At 69.2% G+C, this 15922-nt stretch carries 16 protein-coding genes; 5 read left to right on the top strand and 11 right to left on the bottom strand.

The window, feature by feature from the left end; translation table 11 throughout:
* Positions 1 to 3: 3 nt before the first annotated feature.
* Complete coding sequence (locus ACLQ2O_RS09870; RefSeq protein WP_425829538.1) at positions 4 to 885, top strand: ATP-grasp domain-containing protein; 882 nt, start codon at positions 4 to 6, stop codon at positions 883 to 885.
* 21 nt (positions 886 to 906) lie between these two features.
* The gene (locus tag ACLQ2O_RS09865; protein ID WP_425829536.1) at positions 907 to 1833 is read left to right on the top strand and encodes a threonine ammonia-lyase; all 927 of its coding nucleotides are present in this window, start codon (positions 907 to 909) and stop codon (positions 1831 to 1833) included.
* On the opposite strand, the gene ACLQ2O_RS09860 is transcribed toward ACLQ2O_RS09865, so the two are convergent.
* Positions 1830 to 3287, bottom strand: coding sequence for a glycosyltransferase family 87 protein (locus ACLQ2O_RS09860; RefSeq protein ID WP_425829534.1), 1458 nt, complete (start codon positions 3285 to 3287; stop codon positions 1830 to 1832). The genes ACLQ2O_RS09865 and ACLQ2O_RS09860 overlap by 4 nt on opposite strands.
* A 151-nt stretch (positions 3288 to 3438) precedes the next feature.
* On the opposite strand from ACLQ2O_RS09860, the gene ACLQ2O_RS09855 reads away from it, so the two are divergent.
* Both ACLQ2O_RS09855 and ACLQ2O_RS09850 read left to right on the top strand, forming a co-directional pair.
* A complete protein-coding gene (locus tag ACLQ2O_RS09855) occupies positions 3439 to 3951 on the top strand; it encodes a SigE family RNA polymerase sigma factor (RefSeq protein WP_425829533.1) in 513 nt (170 codons plus the stop codon).
* The gene (locus tag ACLQ2O_RS09850) at positions 3951 to 4655 is read left to right on the top strand and encodes a hypothetical protein (RefSeq protein ID WP_425829531.1); all 705 of its coding nucleotides are present in this window, start codon (positions 3951 to 3953) and stop codon (positions 4653 to 4655) included. The genes ACLQ2O_RS09855 and ACLQ2O_RS09850 overlap by 1 nt, the downstream gene beginning before the upstream one ends.
* Here ACLQ2O_RS09850 and ACLQ2O_RS09845 read toward each other — a convergent pair.
* The 7 genes from ACLQ2O_RS09845 to ACLQ2O_RS09815 form a co-directional block, all read right to left on the bottom strand.
* Positions 4648 to 6144, bottom strand: a complete 1497-nt coding sequence (locus tag ACLQ2O_RS09845; RefSeq protein WP_425829529.1) for an arylsulfatase — start codon at positions 6142 to 6144, stop codon at positions 4648 to 4650. The two genes, ACLQ2O_RS09850 and ACLQ2O_RS09845, sit on opposite strands and share 8 nt — an antisense overlap.
* Entirely contained in the window at positions 6111 to 7094 is a 984-nt protein-coding gene (locus ACLQ2O_RS09840) for a LacI family DNA-binding transcriptional regulator (protein WP_425829527.1), read from the bottom strand. The genes ACLQ2O_RS09845 and ACLQ2O_RS09840 overlap by 34 nt, the downstream gene beginning before the upstream one ends.
* A 15-nt stretch (positions 7095 to 7109) precedes the next feature.
* Entirely contained in the window at positions 7110 to 8006 is an 897-nt protein-coding gene (locus ACLQ2O_RS09835; RefSeq protein WP_425829525.1) for a carbohydrate ABC transporter permease, read from the bottom strand.
* Positions 8003 to 9001 carry an ABC transporter permease gene (locus tag ACLQ2O_RS09830; protein WP_425829523.1) on the bottom strand — a complete coding sequence of 333 codons (999 nt, stop codon included), beginning with the start codon at positions 8999 to 9001 and terminating at the stop codon, positions 8003 to 8005. The genes ACLQ2O_RS09835 and ACLQ2O_RS09830 overlap by 4 nt, the downstream gene beginning before the upstream one ends.
* A gap of 3 nt (positions 9002 to 9004) precedes the next feature.
* Complete coding sequence (locus ACLQ2O_RS09825) at positions 9005 to 10579, bottom strand: sugar ABC transporter substrate-binding protein (RefSeq protein ID WP_425829521.1); 1575 nt, start codon at positions 10577 to 10579, stop codon at positions 9005 to 9007.
* A gap of 238 nt (positions 10580 to 10817) precedes the next feature.
* Positions 10818 to 11630: a hypothetical protein gene (locus tag ACLQ2O_RS09820; RefSeq protein WP_425829519.1), complete on the bottom strand. Its 813-nt coding sequence runs from the start codon at positions 11628 to 11630 to the stop codon at positions 10818 to 10820.
* A gap of 105 nt (positions 11631 to 11735) precedes the next feature.
* On the bottom strand, positions 11736 to 12389 hold the full coding sequence (locus ACLQ2O_RS09815) for an HAD family hydrolase (RefSeq protein WP_425830933.1): 654 nt from the start codon (positions 12387 to 12389) through the stop codon (positions 11736 to 11738).
* Between the two features lie 272 nt (positions 12390 to 12661).
* On the opposite strand from ACLQ2O_RS09815, the gene ACLQ2O_RS09810 reads away from it, so the two are divergent.
* Positions 12662 to 13579, top strand: a complete 918-nt coding sequence (locus tag ACLQ2O_RS09810; protein WP_425829517.1) for a serine/threonine-protein kinase — start codon at positions 12662 to 12664, stop codon at positions 13577 to 13579.
* Positions 13580 to 13617: 38 nt separating this feature from the next.
* On the opposite strand, the gene ACLQ2O_RS09805 is transcribed toward ACLQ2O_RS09810, so the two are convergent.
* The 3 genes from ACLQ2O_RS09805 to ACLQ2O_RS09795 all read right to left on the bottom strand — a co-directional run bounded on the left by ACLQ2O_RS09805 (position 13618) and on the right by ACLQ2O_RS09795 (position 15814).
* Positions 13618 to 14256 carry a hypothetical protein gene (locus tag ACLQ2O_RS09805; RefSeq protein ID WP_425829515.1) on the bottom strand — a complete coding sequence of 213 codons (639 nt, stop codon included), beginning with the start codon at positions 14254 to 14256 and terminating at the stop codon, positions 13618 to 13620.
* Between the two features lie 289 nt (positions 14257 to 14545).
* Positions 14546 to 15154 (bottom strand): hypothetical protein, encoded by a 609-nt coding sequence (locus tag ACLQ2O_RS09800; protein ID WP_425829514.1) that lies wholly within the window; start codon positions 15152 to 15154, stop codon positions 14546 to 14548.
* Between the two features lie 63 nt (positions 15155 to 15217).
* Complete coding sequence (locus ACLQ2O_RS09795; RefSeq protein ID WP_425829512.1) at positions 15218 to 15814, bottom strand: hypothetical protein; 597 nt, start codon at positions 15812 to 15814, stop codon at positions 15218 to 15220.
* Positions 15815 to 15922: the final 108 nt, after the last annotated feature.

The following is a 15922-nucleotide window of genomic DNA, read 5'->3' as shown; positions in this document are numbered from 1 at the left end:
ACCGTGACCGTGCGTATCGCTCTTGCGACCTCCGCCGAGCACCCGGACCTGCACGAGCACGATCTCCCGCTCGTCACCGAGCTGCAGGCCGCCGGGCTCGAGCCCGTCGTCGAGGTCTGGACCGACCCGTCGGTCGACTGGTCGTCGTACGACGCCGTGCTGCTGCGCTCGGTCTGGGACTACCACACCCGGTACCTGGAGTTCACGGAGTGGCTCGGCCAGCTCGACAAGGCCGGCGTACGGGTGCTCAACGACTCGGCCCTGATCCGGTGGAACGCCGACAAGTCCTACCTGCTCGAGCTGCGCGAGCGCGGCGTCGCGATCGTGCCGTCCCAGGTCGCGGCCGGCGACTGCCTGCGCGAGGTCGTCGGCGGCCTGTCCGGCAGCGAGGTCGTCATCAAGCCGACGGTGAGCGCCAGCGCGCTGCACACCGTCCGCGGTCTGGCCGGCTCCGAGGAGCTCAGCCGCGCGATGGACGACCTGCCCGACACCGTCTACCTGGTCCAGCCGTTCCAGCCGGAGATCCAGACCGACGGCGAGTGGTCGCTGATGTACTTCGGCGGCGTCTACTCCCACGCCGTGGTGAAGCGGCCGACCACCGGCGACTACCGGGTCCAGCACGAGTTCGGTGGCAGCGTCGAGCTCACCGAGCCCTCCGCCGCGATCCTGGCCGGCGCCACCGACGCCCTCACCGCTGCCGGCGCCGGCACCGCGCCGTACGCGCGGGTCGACGGCATCGTCGTCAACGGCCGCTTCCTGCTGATGGAGCTCGAGCTGATCGAGCCCTACCTCTTCCTGCCCGACCACCCCGAGTCGTACACAGCTCTCGCCCAAGCGGTCGCAGCTCAGCTGACCCCAGCAGATGTCTCTCAGGAGAACCGCTGAACGCGCACTAGGCTCGGCGGCATGCCGACTCTCGAGGACGTACGCCGTGCCGCCGCTCAGCTCGACGGACGGATCCACCGCACCCCCGTCGTCACGTCGAGCGCCCTCGACGCGTTGTTCGGTGGACCGCTGACGCTGAAGGCCGAGCTGTTCCAGAAAACCGGCAGCTTCAAGGTCCGCGGCCTGCTCCACAAGACGTTGCAGCTCACCGCCGAGGAGCGCGAGCGCGGCGTGATCACGGTGTCCGCGGGCAACGCGGCCGGTGCGCTCGCGTGGGCCGCCAAGAACGCTCAGGTCCCGGCGACGGTCGTGATGGCGAAGACCGCCGTTCAGGCCAAGGTCGACGCCGCCCGCGCGTACGGCGCGCAGGTCGAGCTCGTCGACGGCGACCTGATCGCGGCGTACGAGCGCATCCGCGACGAGCGGAAGCTGACCGGCGTCCACCCGTTCGACGACCTCGACGTGATCACCGGCCACGGCAGCCTCGGCCTCGAGATCCTCGAGGACGCACCGGGCACCAGGACCGTGCTGGTACCGGTCGGCGGCGGCGGACTGATCTCCGGCGTCGCCCTCGCGGTCAAGCTGCTCGACCCGTCGGTCCGCGTCGTCGGCGTCGAGCCCGAGAACGCCGACGTGGTCAGCCGCAGCCTCGCGGCCGGCTCACCGCAGAAGCTGCCGACCGCCAGGAGCATCGCCGACGGCCTCGCCGCACCCGTCTGCGGCACCCACAACTTCGCCATCATCCAGCGTTGCGTCGACGAGGTGGTCCGCGTCAGCGAGGAGGCCCTGCTGGAGGCCACCCGCCTGGTCATGTCCCGCACCAAGCTCGCCCTCGAACCCGCCGCGGCCGCGCCGTTCGCGGCCCTGCTCGAAGGCAAGCTCCACCTCACCGGTCCCACCACCAGCGTCGTCAGCGGCGGGAACCTGGACGTCTCGAAGCTGTACTAGACCGGTACGCGCTCCCGCGGCGGCAGGTCCGACACGACGCCGTCGCCCGGGTCGTCGACCAGTTCCCCCTGCCGTACCGGGTCCTTCTCCGGCAGCAGGATGTCGCGGGCCACGACCACCATCAGGTACAGCGTGCCGGCCATCCGCAGGACGACGGAGAACCAGTAGATCTTGTCCGGGGCGTCCGGCTGCCCGGGCACCAGGTACTGGGCCAGATGCAGCCAGACCATCATCCAGTAGAAGCACTCGCAGGCCTGCCAGATCAGCCAGTCGCGCAGTTTCGGGCGGGCCAGGGCGACCAGCGGCAGCAGCCAGAGCACGTACTGCGGTGAGTAGACCTTGTTGATCAGCAGGAACGCGGCGACCACCAGGAACGCCAGCTGCGCGAACCGCGGTGGACGCGGCGCCATCAGCCCGAGGATCGCGATCGACAGGCACAGCCCGGCGAAGATCACGATGTTCAGCTTGTTGACGTCGGCGACCTCGTGGTTGGCCAGCTTCAGCACGTACCAGATCGAGCCGTAGTCGCTCTCACGCTCGTCGTTGAAGACCCAGAACGACATCCACTCGTTCTTGGCCAGCAGGTAGATCGGCGCGTTCACCACACCCCACGCGACCACCGCCGCGACCGTCGCCTGGAACCACGGCCAGAGCTTCCGTCCCCGCAGGCAGACGATCAGCAACGGGCCGAGCAGCAGGAACGGGTAGAACTTGGCTGCCGTACCGAGTCCGAGCAGGATGCCGAACCAGATCGGTTTGCCCCGCGACCACGCCCACATCGCACCAGCGGTCAGTACGACGGCGAACAGGTCCCAGTTGATCGTCGAGGTCAGCGCGAGCACCGGCGCGGCCGCGACGTACAGGGCGTCCAGTGGCTGCCCACGGGCCGCGCCAGGGCGTGACGCGACGCCGCGCGCCGTCGCCATGGTCAGCCCGACCAGCAGCAGCGCGCACAGGAACAGCATCACGACGTTCACCACGAAGAAGACCCCGGCGGTGTCGCGCTTCTGCTCGACCGTGACGTCCTGCTTCGGGTCGCCGGTGATCACCCAGGTGGCCTTCGCCGCGACCTCCATGAACCCACCGGTCAGCACCGGGTACTCCAGCACCGGGTAGTTGCCGGTGTCGAGGAACGGCCGGTTGCCCTCGGCGAAGCCGCGCTCCTGGTACAGGTAGCCGATGTCGGAGTAGCACAGCGCCTTGAACGGCCGCCAGCTCTGCCGGTCCCAGCCGGCCTCCATGCACGGCGCCTTCTGCAGCACGCCGAGCGCGAAGGTGATCGTGCAGACCGCCAGCGCGATCCGAAGCGGCGTCCACCACGACGAGCTCAACCGGGCGAACCGCCCGGCCGGGCCACCGAGCCCCACCGTCAGACCGGCAACGGCCGGGTCGGCCTCCGACGGAGCCGGCCGGGCCTGCGCGTCCTGGGCGTCACGTGAGGTCACGGGGGACATCGTCTCCTATCCGATGGACCGCCGGGCCGGGCGGCGCCCGCAAGGTTACCCAGGAACCCCACCCCCATGCGCAACCGACACCGAGGCGTCCTGGGCCTGACCTGATCCGTATCTAGCGTTGACCAGGCACCACGAGCAGAACAGGACGCCGATGGGAGAACGCCGCGACCGCGAGTTCACCGAATTCGTGCTGACCAGGCAGTCCCGCCTGCTCGGCACCGCCTACCTCCTCTGCGGAGACCTGCACGCCGCCGAGGATCTGGTCCAGACCGCGCTGACCAAGCTGTACGTCGCCTGGCCGCGGGTCCAGCGCTCCGGCGCCGAGGACGCCTACGTCCGCCGGATCCTGGTGAACGCGTCGATCGACTCCAGCCGCCGCGCCTGGCGCCGCGAACGCAGTACGGCGGACCTGCCCGAGTTCGCCGAGCCGCCTGAGTTCCCCGTCGAGGACCGCGACGAGCTCGTCGCCGCGCTGGCCCTGCTGGCCCCGAAACAGCGGCGCATCGTCGTACTGCGCTACTGGCTCGGCCTCCCGATCGAGGAGGTCGCCGCCGACCTCCAGGTCACGCCCAGCACGGTCAAGAGCCAGAGCGCCAAGGCCCTCCAGAACCTCAGAACCCACCTGTCCGGCTCCCGCTACGCCCTGCTGACGGAGAAGTGCTGATGTCAGACCAGGACCTGATCGACCGCCTGACCGAAAGCGCCCACCGCGCCGACCGGATCCAGCTCGACCCGGAAACCTTGATCACGGCCGGCCGCCGCCGCGTCCGCCACCGCCGCGTCACCCTCGCTGCCTCCGCCGGCCTGATGCTCGCGGCCGTCGTCGCGGTGACCCTCACCGGCCTCCGCCTCACCACCGCAGGAGACCAGCCACCGGTGGCCGGCCACCAGCCCGACGTGGTGCGGACCAAGGACCCCGTGCTGTTGCCGCACGGCAGCCTCGGTGTGCTGTCGGCGGTGATGAGGAAGCACATCGGTCCATCCGAGAACCAGCACGACACCGTGGTCTACAGCGCGTCCGACACCGGCATCAAGTCCGCCGCCGGCGACGGCACCGTCGCGATCCTGAGCGTGACCGTCCAGCGGCCTCTGGCGCCCGTCCCGGCGGTCTGCGGGATCGCAGGCGAGCTGTCGACGTTCACGACCTGCTCGCTGATCACTGTCGGCGGCCAACAGGTCCGCGTCGGGCAGCGTCACGGTCGGGCCTACTTCGCCGGCACGTCCCGCTCGGACGGAACCATCGTCCTCGCCCAGCTCGACAAGGACTCCAGCGCGCCCCACACGGGAGCCGGGCTCTTCTTCTCCGACGTCGACCTGAACACCCTGGTCGCGCTGGTCACCGATCCGGAGGTACCGACCATCAAGTGATCCGCTGCCGCGTGTGCTCCAGGATCGTCACCACCGGGCGCCCGGTCACAAGCTCCCCATCGACCACGAACCCCTCCTCGCGCCCGGTGAGGTCCTCGATCAACCGCCCGCGCCACAACGCCCGTAGCTCCGGCGCCTGCTCGACCAGGTTGTGCAACTCGCCCGGATCCTCCACCAGGTCGAACAGTTGCTCAACACCCTTCGCCGACCCCCACACGTACTTCACCCGGCCATCGGTCACCCACTGCAGCGACTGATCCCAGTACACGTGCTCCCCGTGCAACCACTCCCGCACGGCGGGCATCTCTGAATCACCCCGCACGTACGCCGCCAGCGACTTCCCGTCCACCGAGTCCGGCACCGGCAACCCCGCCAGCTCGAGCAGCGTCGGCATCAGGTCCCGCAGCTCGACCACCTGGTCCACCACCCGCCCGCGCACAGCGGACGCGTCCGACCGGGCGCCGGCGACGATGAACGGCACCTTCGCCGACCCCTCGTACGGCACCGACTTCCGGAACATCCGGTGGTCGCCCATCATCTCGCCGTGATCCGACGTGAACGCGATCACGGTGTCGTCCAGCAGCCCGAACTCCATCAGCGACTCACGGATCCGGTTCACCTGCAGGTCGATCTGCGCCATCAGCCCGTAGTACCCGGCCCGCGCCCGATGCACGACCCGATCCGGCAGCTCACCGATCGCGGCCTGGTAGTCCCCGTCGCGCCGGAACTCGTCCCAGTCGCTCTCCCAGTCCCCCAGCACCCGCTCGTACGGCGGCAACGCGTCGTACTGCTCGAAGGCCCACCGCGGCGGGTCGTACGGCGGGTGCGGCCGGTGGAACGACAGGTACAGGAAGAACGGCTTGGTCGGATCCCGCCGGTACATCCACTCGACGGCCTGCGTCCCGATCCAGTGCGTCGGGTGCAGCTCCTCCGCCTTGTCCCACGGCCGAGCGACCACCGAGTTGCAGTTCACCCCGTGATCGAAGTAGTCCGCGTCCGGGCTCACGCCGTGCTGCCGGCGCAACCAAGGCACGTAGTCGTCGAAGAACCCGAACTCGCGCCGCTGCGTCCGCCGCGCGTGGTGCAGGAACCCGTCGTGCAGCACGACGTCGTCGAAGCCGAGCCGCGCCCGCTCGGGCCACACGTGCATCTTCCCGATCGCCTGCGTGTGGTAGCCGGCCCGCTTGAACTCGCCCTGCACCGTCACCGGGTGCGCGGCCTCGAACGGCACGCCCTCCTGGTACCCGACCCGCCCGTGCGCCTCCTGCGACTGCCCGGTGAACAGCGCGACCCGCGCCGGCACGCACGTCGGCGTCGCCGAGTACCCGTTGCTGAACCGGACGCCGGACCGCGCCAGCTCGTCCAGGTGCGGCGTCTCGACGTACGGGTGCCCGGCGCAGGACAGCGCGTCGCCGCGCCACTCGTCGACGCAGATCAGGATCACGTTCGGCCGGCTCATCGCGTCGACTCCCGGACGATCAGCTGCCACGGGAAGTCGAAAACCTTGCCCGGGGCCCCTTCCCGGTCGGTCAGCCGGCCGATCAGGATGTCGGCCAGCGCGGCGTTGAAACCGACCGGTCCGACCGTCGACAGCGACGGGTCGAGGTGCTCGCCGTCCGGGGTGTTGCCGACGCCGATCACCGCGAGATCACCCGGTACGTCGAGCCGCAGCCGGTGCGCGGCCCGGACGGCGGCGATCGCCGCGAAGTCGGTCGTGCAGAACAGCGCGGTCGGCCGATCGTCCTTGGTCAGCAGCGACATCGCCGCCCGGTACGCGCCTTCGGGGTGCCGCTCGAAGACCGCGACGTCGTCCTCCCGGTACGGCAGGCCGGCCGCGGCCAGGCCTTCGGCGTACGCCGTGAAGCGGGTCGAGCGGTGTGCCTCGGAGGTGAGCGCGCCGATCCGCGTGTGCCGCTCGAGCAGGTGCTCGACCGCGCGGTGGCAGGTCGGTTCGGCGCCGGACCGGATCACGTCGAAGCCGCGCGGTTCGAGCACCTCGCTGAACGCGACGATCTGCACGCCACGCTCCGCAAAGCGCTCCAGCTCGGCGACCACCTCCGGCGCGGGGTCGACGTTGTCGATGAAGATCACGTCCGGCGTCCGGTTGGCCAGCACGGTCCGCCAGTCGCCGTCGGCCACGATCAGCGCGGTCTTGCCGAGCGGCGTGACGCGTTCGTTGACCGTCGCCGCGACCGCCTGCGACCAGGGATCGGCGAGCACGGTCAGCGAGAGCAGGACCAGGTCCGACTTGCCGGTCCGGATCGCCCGCGCCGCGTCGTTGCGCCGGTACCCGAGCCGGGTCGCGACGTCGCGCACCCGGTCCGCTGTGGTCGCGGAGATCGTCCGGCCGCGCTCGTGCCCGGACAGCACGTACGAGACGGTGGCGATCGAGACACCGGCCTCGGCCGCGACCGTGCGCAGAGTCGGTCGATCGGACATAAGTGACATTGTGTCTTAACCCTTGACCGCTCCGGTGATGACGCCCTTCGTGAAGTGTCGCTGCAGGAACGGGTAGACCATCGCGATCGGGACCAGCGCGACCACCACGACCGCCATCTGCAGCGACTGCGGCTGCGGCAACGGCTCGACGCCGAGCTGATCGGCCGACAGCGACTTGCCCTGCAGCACGTAGGTCCGCAGGATCACCTGGACCGGCCACTTCGAGGTGTCGTTCAGGTAGAGCAACGCGTTGAAGAAGGCGTTCCAGAACCCGACGGCGTAGAACAGCCCGACCACCGCGATCACGGCCTTCGACAGCGGCATCACCACCCGGCGCAGGATCGTGAAGTCGCTGGCGCCGTCGATCCGCGCGCTCTCCAGCAGCTCGGCCGGCACGTTCATGAAGAACGTCCGCAGCACGATGAAGTTGAACGCGCCCAGCGCCCCGGGCAGGATCAGCGACCACAGGCTGTCGATCAGCCCGAGCTGCTTGACCACCAGGAACATCGGGATGATGCCCGGCGCGAACAGCAGCGTGAACAGCACCATCAGCAGCACCGGCCGGCCGAACAGCACCGGCCGCGACGTCGCGTAGGCCAAGGCGATCGTGGTCGCCAGCGCGATCGCCGTACCGACGAGCGTGACGAACACGCTGACCCCGATCGCCCGGGCCATCAGGCCCCCGCTGAACAGCGTCTCGTACGCCTTGACCGTCGGGTGCGACGGCCAGAGCACGTACCCGCCGGCGTCGATGATGTCCTGGTCGCTGGCCAGCGAGGTCGAGATCACCACCATGATCGGCACGATGATCGCGACCGCGAACCCGCCGAGCACGAGGGTCTTCACCGACTGGTAGAGCGGCGACGGCCGTTCCTTCCAGATCGGCCGGCGGGAGGAGGCGGCGATGCTCATTGCTGACCTCTCTTCTGGAAGATGCCCGGTTCGCCCAGCTTGTGCGCGATCGTGTTCGCACCCCACAGCAGCAGTGCGCTGATCACGCCCTTGGCGAGACCGGCCGCGGCACCGCTGCTCCAGTCACCGCCGACGACCCCGGCGTAGTACGTGAACGTGTCGAGCACTTCCGCGGCGCCCGGTCCGACCGAGTCGCGTTGCAGGATGAACTGCTCGAAGCCGACGCTGAGCACGTCGCCGATCCGCAGGATCAGCAGCAGCACGATGACGGTCCGCATCGACGGCAGCGTGATGTGCCACAGCCGCCGCCAACGACCGGCGCCGTCCGCGGCCGCGGCCTCGTACAGGGCGACGTCGACACTGGTCAGCGCCGCCAGGAAGATGATCATCGCCCAGCCCGCGTCCTTCCAGATCAGCTGCGCGACGACCAGCAGCGGGAAGGTGTCCGGGTTCGTCATGAACGGGATCGGGTCGAGCCCGGCCTGGCGGAGCAGGTTGTTGACGAACCCGGCACCGCCGAGCGACTGCTGGAAGAGCGCGACCACCAGCACCCACGACAGGAAGTGCGGGAGGTAGGCAACGGTCTGGAACGCGCGGCGGATCCGGTTGCTGACCAGGGAGTCCACGATCAGCGCGAGCGCCAGCGGGACCGGGAAGAACAGCACCAGCTGGGCCAGCGCGAGGATCAGCGTGTTGCGCAGCGCGTCCCAGAAGTCGGGGTTGGCGTACAGGTTGACGAAGTTCTGGACGCCGTTCCACTCGCTGTGCATGATCCCGAGGAACGGCTGGAAGTCCTGGAAGGCGACCACGTTGCCGATCACCGGCAGGTAGAAGAACACCAGCAGGAACAGCACGCCCGGAATCATCAGCAGCACCATCTGCCAGTCCCGGCGCCACCGGACGGCGAACGGCAGCTTCGCCGTCCGCCGGACGTCCGGCGGACGCGGAGCGGGCTGGGTGGTGTCCGGTCGCTCTTTCGCGACGAGCGTCTCCATCGATCAGGACCCGGTGACCGGGACGCTCGCGGGCAGCACGGCCTCGAACTCGCCGCGCATCTTGTCACCGCCGCCGCTCTTGAACCGCTTGAGCGCCTCGTCGTACGCGTCCATCTTCTGCCGGCCGGTGACGATGTCGATGATCGTGTCCCGGAAGGCCTCGGTCAGCTTCGGGCCGGCCTTGCTGCTGGTGTCGGAGTAGGTGCCCGCGGTCGGGTTGCGCAGGGCGAACTTGAGCAGCTGCTGCTCGGTCGTGTGCACCTTGCGGGTGTCGTCGGGGAACGCAGGGTTGAAGATCACGCTCTCCGGCGCGGTCATGATCTGCAGCGCGCTGACCAGCCCGGGCGCCTGCTGGGTGCCGGACTTGGTCAGCACCGGGTTCTTCTGGCCGTCCAGCTGGTACTGCTCGCCCGCCGTACCGAAGTTCTTCTGCAGGAACTCCTTGGTCCCGAACGGCGCGGACAGGTAGTTGACCAGGGCAAGCAGCTCGCGGATCCGGCCCTCGTCGGTCTTCTTGAACGGCGTGAAGCCGACCGTGCCGTAGCCCATGTCGTAGACCGGCTTGGCCTTGCCGTCGTGCCCGAACGGGATCATCGTCTCGACGAACAGCGACGGGTCGAGCGCCCGGAAGTCCGACGTGGCCCGCGGACCGACGGTGACCTGGGCGGCGATCTGGCCGTTCACGGTCTTCGGCGTCGCGTCGGCCAGGTTGAGGTCGGGGTAGAAGACCTTCGCGGCCCAGAGCTTGGCGGCGTACTCGACGGCGGCCTTGTAGTTCTCGGTCTCGTACAGATGGGTCAGCGAGCGGTCGGAGTTGACCCGCCAGCCGTTCGGGGCGCCGAACCACTCGCCGAACATGTGCAGCATGTTCACGATCGCGGGCTCGAGCGCGTAGTTCGTGCCGCTGGTCAGCTCCTTGCACTTGCCGAAGAACTCCTCGGCGGTCGCGCACTGCAGTCCGCCGACCTTCGCCCAGGTCTTCGGGTTGCCCATCATCACCTGGCCGAACGGCGTGGACGGGATCGGCGCGCCCCAGATCTTGCCGTTGACCACCGCGGTCCGCCACGACGCCGGCTTCAGCGCGGCGAGGTTCGGGTACTCCAGCACGGCGTCGCCGGCCAGGTACTTGGTCAGGTCCTGGAACTTGGCCTCCAGCATCGGGCCGACGTTCGGGATGCCCTGGTTCGGCGGCAGCCACATCAGGTCGGGCAGCGCGTCGCCGGCCAGCAGCGTCGCGAACTTCTCCGGGTAGCCCGGGTCGGTGCCGATCGTCAGCTTCAGGTCGGCGCCGAGCGCCCGGTTCAGCGCCTGCCACATCGGGTTGCTGCCCATCGGCGGCGGCGGGGTCGCGAACGTCTCGGTGAGCGCGGTCACCGCGTTCTTCAGCGGCGGCGACTGCACACTCGCGATCGCGTTCTCCGGGAACTTCAGGAAGCCCGGCTCGAGCCCCGTCTCGGCGCCCGGCAGGTCCGGCTTCAACCCGGCGAACGGCTTGTACGTCGGCAACGCGACGTCCCCCGACGCCTGCGCCCCGCCCGCCTGCGCACCCCCGTCGCCGCAGGCAGACGCGAACGCCACCGACCCCACCGCGGCGGCACTCAGCCCCAGGAACCGTCGCCGACCTAACCTGCGCTCCGTCGTACCTGACATCCCTGCCTCCTCGGTGACTGTTTCTGATCTTTTGGCGCATGTACTGCTCACCAACGATCACTTAAACGTTAACCGGGACCGTAAACCGCCAACCAGGATCCGCGCAAGGGGAAACGGCGACCGGTCCGCCAAGGGACCGACCGCCGCCGCTGAACGTGCGACTAGCTCACCGCGCCAACCTCACCCACCGGGTCACAGTCCGCTGGAACACCCCCGCAGTCCCCTCGCCCTCGACCGTGAGCTTTACCTTCACCTGTCCCGGCCGCACGACGCCCTTGACCACAGTCGCCTGCAGCGCCCACCCAGCCGGCGTGTCCATCGCCAACTGCCCGCCCGTCCTGCCGGTGGCCGTCGCCCGAGCCTGCGTCACGTCGGCCCGCATCCGGTAGATGCAGCCCTGGTTGCACTCCGCCGTGCCGCTCAGGCCCACCGTCGTGCCGTCCGCGCTCAACGTGCCGGCGCCATCCACAGCCACCGAGATGTCCGCAGCCGGCGACTCGGTGACGCTGAGCCGGACCTTGCCACCGGCCGCCTGCGGGTCCGTCGAGAAGACCACGATGGTGTAGCTGCGGTTTCCGTCGTTGGCCAGCAGGTCGCGGGTACTGCCACCGCACACCCACGGGTACGGCGTGAACTCCGACTGGTCGAACCCGGAGAAGACCGCGATCTCCACGTCGTGGTCCGACCCCGCGGTCGAGATCCGCAGCCCCTGCTCGGTGCTCGTCGGCTTGTACTCGAACCAGACGCTCCTGTACGCCGAGATCGGCTGCATCCACGAGCACGCCTGCTCCGCCCGCTCGTCATCGGCCCCACGGGTCGCCCCTGTGGTGTCAACGGTGTGAACCGACGGAACCCCCACCGCGACCGCACCCGCGTAGTCGTCGTTCGACGGCCCACCGGCCGCCTGCGCGGCGAGCGGGGTCACCCCCAGCCCGACCAGTGCGAGAACGGTCCCGCCCAGCAATCTGCCCAATGCCATTTCTGTTCCCTCCCGAGTGCCGAGGGAACAGCTCCCCCAGCCGCTTCGATTCTCGGGAGGAGGCCTCACACGCCGCTGTCGCCGGCCTGTCGTGGTCGGCCGCTGTCAGTCGGCGAGGAGTGAGAGGGCGTCGGGGACGGAGTCGGTGACCGGGAAGCCGGTGGCTTGCAGCGCCGTACGGGACATTGCGCCGGTGGTCACCAGGACGCACTGCGCGCCGACGGCCTTGGCGGCGTTGGCATCGTCGACCACGTCACCGATCAGTACGACGTCCGCCGGGTCCAGCTGCTGCGCCTCGAGGTGGAGGGCCAGGTGCTCGGCCTTCGAGCCGCCGCCGACCGCGGTCTGCAGGCCGTCGACGCGCTGGAACAGCTCGGTCAGCCCGAAGCCGTCGATCGTCGGGACCAGCTGCGCGTGGAACCACATCGACAGCAGCGACTGCGTCCGCCCGGACTCGCCCCACGTCCGCAGGCCGTCCGGTACGCCGATCGCCAGGCCGCACGTGTGCAGCAGCAGGTCGTACCGCTCGTGGTACAGCTTGTCGACCCGCGCCCAGTCCTCGACACCGAGCTCGCGGCCGAGGATCTTCTCGTACGACAGCTTCATCGGCCGCGCGTACACCTCACGCCACTCGTCCCAGGTGATCGCGGCGCTCCCGAAGGCCGCGCACACCTCGTTGGCCGCGGCCAGCACCGCCTTGTTGTCGTCGAGCAGCGTCCCGTTCCAGTCCCAGACGATGTGCGACACCTTGAGCCTCATCACACCCGTAACCCTAGAAGGCCGGCAGGTTCGCACGCTGAGCAGGTGTGAGATCACCGCGACGGGGCACCGAGTGGTCAGGTGATTGGAACGACCCGCGGGTAGTCGAATCATCGAGGTCGCGCGCGTTGAACCAACCAGCGCGCGCGACCGCTTCCAATCATTGCCAACCGCCCCCTCGCCCGGCAACCCTCCGCACAAGATGGCGGTCCGCGCATGCTTCGTCACGCCCCGGGGTACCTGAGGTGTCCACGGGGACGCGGGAGGCCACGATGCGGATCGCGAATCGGTACCAGCTGGAAACGGTGCTCGGGCGGGGCGGGATGGGCGAGGTCTGGCGCGCCACCGACGAGCTGCTCGGCCGTCCGGTCGCCATCAAGCTGCTCCCGCCGGAGCACACCGACGCCCCCGCGATGGAACGCTTCCGCCGCGAGGCGCACGCCGGGGCCGTGGTGAACAACCCCCACGTGATCGGCGTGCACGACTTCGGCCCGTACGGCGACAGCTGCTACCTGGTGATGGAGCTGGTCGACGGCGACAACCTCGCGGTCGAGCTCCGCCGCGAGGGCTGCTTCGAGCCGGCCACCGCCGCGTGGATCGCCGCCCAGGTCGCCGAGGGTCTCGCCGCGGCGCACCACGAAGGCGTCGTCCACCGCGACATCAAGCCCGGCAACCTGCTGATCACCGCCGACCGCACGGTGAAGATCGCCGACTTCGGCATCGCCCGCTTCGTCGCCGACCCCGTCGCCGAGGACACTCCGGCGGGCCACGTCCTGGGCACGAGCTACTACATCGCCCCCGAACGAGCCAGCGCCCAACCATCAGGCCCCGCCGCCGACGTCTACTCCCTGGGCTGCGTCCTCTACCAACTCCTCACCGGTGACCCGCCCTTCGTCGCCGACACCCCCACCGGAGTCCTCCGCCAGCACGTCCACCAGTGCCCCGCCCAACCCGACCAGGTCCACCGCAACTTCCGCCGCTACCTGCTCCGCATGCTCGCCAAGAATCCCGAAGACCGCCCCGACGCCACCGACGTCGCCACCTGGTGCTGGCACACCTACCTCAAATCCCCCCACCGCCGAGCCCGCCGGCTCCCCCTCCCGACCATCCAACCGGCCGACACCGCCGCCGCCCCAGCCCCCGCCGCACCCACAGGCGACCCCACCGCGCTCAACGACCTGGCCCTCTAACGCGCCCGGAACTTCCCGCCGACGCCCGCTCCTCGCCTTCAGCGCCCTTCGACCAAGTCGGCGCAGATGGTCCAGGTCGCGTTCCTGATCAGGTTCGCCGTCTCGGCGTCCAGCCCCTTGACCGGTCCGTCGATGCCCACCGGGCTCTCCTCCAGCAGTGCGATCAGGAAGACGCACGCGGCGAGGTAGCTCCCTGCCAACGCGGGATGACTGTTGTCGGCGTCGTGCAAAGCCGGCTCCTCGTACGTCGCCAGGAAGCGCTCCCACACGAGCCCGACCGGGATCAGGGTGGCTCCGGTCTCAGCCGCGCCGGCGGCGTACGCGGCGGTGAGGGCTTGCTGCGCCTCGGGTTGGTTGCGCCGGGCCCAGGTCAGGTAGAGGGCAGTACGCGCGCCGGCTGCCTCGATCGCCGCGTGGAAGTCGCGGACGCTCTCACGCATCCGCGCGGGACTCTTCACCGGGAGCGTGCTCTGCTCCTGCAGGACGACGACGTCGTACGCACCGGAAGCGATCTCCGCGAGCGCCTTCCCCGCGTTCAGGTGCTGCCGCAGCGACGCCCCGCCGGCGGAGATCAACTGATGAGTGACCTCGATCCCCCGCGCCGACGCCATCGCCGCGAGCGTGCCGGGGAGGTTGTTGCGTGAGGTGAAGCTGTTGCCGACGTACAGGATCCGCATCCGCCGACGGTACTGGACGTAGAGGGGCTCGGCCTGGCCGTCACGGGGGGAACGGCCAGGTCGAGCCGGAAAGGAAGGTATCGATTCCAGCAGGGATTCTGCAAGCCCTTGAGAGAAATCGACACCGTTCAGTCATCTAATCCGCTCAGTCCCCTGCCCCGCCACGTCTCCCCCGAGGTTTTGGGGCCTCCCGTCCTGGACTGAGGAGAGAGGGAGCGCAGCGACCGAACGACGAGGGAAGGACGGGAGGCAAAGCCCCAAAACCCGCGGCGACGAAGTCGCCGCCAAATCAACCACAGTGTTGGCTCTTCTCCTCCGGGCTCATCACGGCGGTCTTCTTCGTGACCAGACCGGGCGCGTCCTTGACCGGGCCGACCGCCTCGAACTCCTGGTACCAGATGTAGTGGTCGTAGAACCGGTCCGGGAAGTGCATCTCGTACTGACCCTTGACCCGGTTCATCTCCGTGGACCGCTCGACCCAGCCCTTCTCGCCCGGGTTGACGTCGATGCTGTCGTCCTGGCCGACCGTGCTCGAGCTCTCCCAGGTGTGCTGGTACGACGTCTCGATCGACACCTTGAACACGTCGGAGAAGCCGTACTCGGCCGACAGCGAGACCCCGAAGCTGTTCGACTCACCGGTCGTCTCGGACCATTTCACCGTCGAGCGCTGCAGGTCGGCCGTGCAGTTGAAGACCGTGTCACCGACCTGGTGGATGTCACCGCGGAAGGTCTCCGGCGGCCCGTACGGGTGGAACACGCAGCTGTCGGTCCCATTGTTGCACTTGTCCAGCAACTCCCGGCCGGTCGGTCCGTCCGCGGCGTACGCCGACGAAGCGGTCAGGGTGGTCGCCGCGCAGAGGAACGCGGCACCGGTCAGGGCGATCATTCGTTTCGACATGGTTCTACTTCCTCACTTGGTGGGTTGGGGCGAAACCGTCGCAGGGGAAGGGGGAACTGCTGCTCAGCTGAAGCCGACCGAGTCGGTCCGGTCGTCCATGAACGTGCCGATCCAGCCGGTGTTCTCGGTGAACGGCCCGTCCCGGTCGCCGGTCAGGTTGGCGTCGGGGTAGAGCCAGATCTTGCAGCTGGCCCACGGCTGGACCGAGCTGATCCGGTTGAACCAGTCGCCGGGGAAGGTGAACTCGTAGTTGATCACCCCGTCGGAGCCGTCACACAGGCCGGCACCGGTGACGGTGAAGGAGCCGCCGCCGAAGTCGCGGTTGTCGAAGAACGTGCCCTGGATGACCTCACCGGCGGCGGCGTCCCGGCCGGCTCTGTTGCCCAAGGCACTCTTCTGCCCGGCGGCCTGCTGGATCTGACGATCCAGCGCGGCCTTGCCGGCCGCGTCCGGGACCTGGGCCGGCGCTGACGTCACCGCGCCGTGCGTCGCCGTACTGATCGCTTCGGTGAAGGTGGCGAAGCACTGCTGGGCCCCGCTGCTGAAGCTCCCCACGCAGTGCTGGGCGGACGGCGGTGCGGCTGACTCGGCGGACGGGACGGACAGCAGGCCCGAGATTCCCAAGGTGGCGACTCCGGCCAGGGCGGTTGCCTTGCGCATCTGACTCAACTCCAACATCGACCTGATGGACGGTTGGCGAGCGGTTCAGCTCGTCGGCGGGACATGTGCCCGCTCGGACAGGTTCCAGACCGCTCGTCTGAGCGCATT

Source organism: Kribbella sp. DT2, assembly GCF_049844575.1.
In the GTDB taxonomy this organism is placed as follows: Bacteria; Actinomycetota; Actinomycetes; order Propionibacteriales; family Kribbellaceae; genus Kribbella.
Note: the sequence above shows the minus strand (reverse complement) of the source record. Positions and strands in the feature narration are given on the sequence as shown.